General features: G+C 66.5%; 1 protein-coding gene and 1 pseudogene. Both read right to left on the bottom strand.

The annotated features are described in order from the left end of the window. On the bottom strand, nt 1-612 hold a 612-nt coding region (locus IH50_RS0136820), incomplete at its 3' end, for an alpha-amylase family glycosyl hydrolase (protein ID WP_030873002.1). Continuing rightward, nucleotides 609-1,084 (bottom strand): annotated as a pseudogene (locus tag IH50_RS0136815) (alpha-1,4-glucan--maltose-1-phosphate maltosyltransferase); the annotation flags it as partial. The gene IH50_RS0136820 and the pseudogene IH50_RS0136815, both read right to left, overlap by 4 nt.

The following is a 1,084-nucleotide window of genomic DNA, read 5'->3' as shown; positions in this document are numbered from 1 at the left end:
GTCGACGACGTCCTCGGGCCACTGGTTGGCCTCGGCCAGCAGCACCGTGTCCGGGTACTGGGTGTCGATCTCCTTGCGCACCCGCTTCAGGAAGGCGTGGGTCGCCGGGAGGTTCTCGCAGTTCGTCCCCTCCTGCTGGTACAGGTACGGCACCGCGTCCAGCCGGAAGCCGTCGATCCCCAGGTCCAGCCAGAACTTCAGCGCGGAGATCATCTCCTCCTGGACCGCCGGGTTCTCGTAGTTCAGGGTGTGGTTCATGACGAAGTCGATGATCACGCGCATGCCGCGCTGGTGGGCGGCGTCGACGAACTCCACGAAGTCGGCGAGGTCGCCGAAGTCGGGGAGGACAGCGGTGTAGTCGGCCACGTCGTAGCCGCCGTCGCGCAGCGGGGACTTGAAGAAGGGCGGCAGCCAGAGGCAGTCCACGCCCAGCCACTGCAGGTAGTCCAGTTTGGCGGTCAGACCCTTCAGGTCGCCGATGCCGTCACCGTTGCTGTCCTGGAAGGAGCGGACCAGGACCTCGTAGAAGACGGCTCGTTTGAACCAGTCCGGGTCCCGGTCCTTGGTGGGGGTGTCCTCGAAGGTGTCCGGGACGGGTTCGTTGACGATCATGTTGTGGGTGACCCTCCGATCGACGGGCTGGACGGTCGCAGAACACGGCTGTGCTCACCCGGCGGCTGCTCGCTCCCGGATGCCCGGCCGACGACGAGCACATGCGCTCCTCCCGGCTCCAGGCGCACATAGTTGGCCCTGCCCCATTGATAGGTCTCGCCGGTGAGCTCGTCGCGCACCGGTACCGACTCGTGCCACTCCAGGCCGAGTTGCGGCATGTCCAACGAGACCGTGGCCTCCTGGGTGTGGTGGGGGTCGAGGTTGGCGACCACCAGAACCGTGTTCGAACCCCGCCGCTTCGCGTAGGCGATGACCTCCTCCTTGTCGGCGTGGTGGAAATGGAGGTCGCGCAGTTGCCGCAGGGCCGGGTTCTCGCGGCGGATGGTGTTGAGCTTGGTGATGAGGGGGGTGAGGGTGCGGCCCTCGCGTTCGGCGGTCCGCCAGTCGCGGTGTTTGAGCTGGTACTTCTCGC

This window comes from Streptomyces sp. NRRL S-37 (assembly GCF_000721605.1).
Taxonomy (GTDB): domain Bacteria; phylum Actinomycetota; class Actinomycetes; order Streptomycetales; family Streptomycetaceae; genus Streptomyces.
This window is presented reverse-complemented; position numbering and strand designations above follow the sequence as displayed.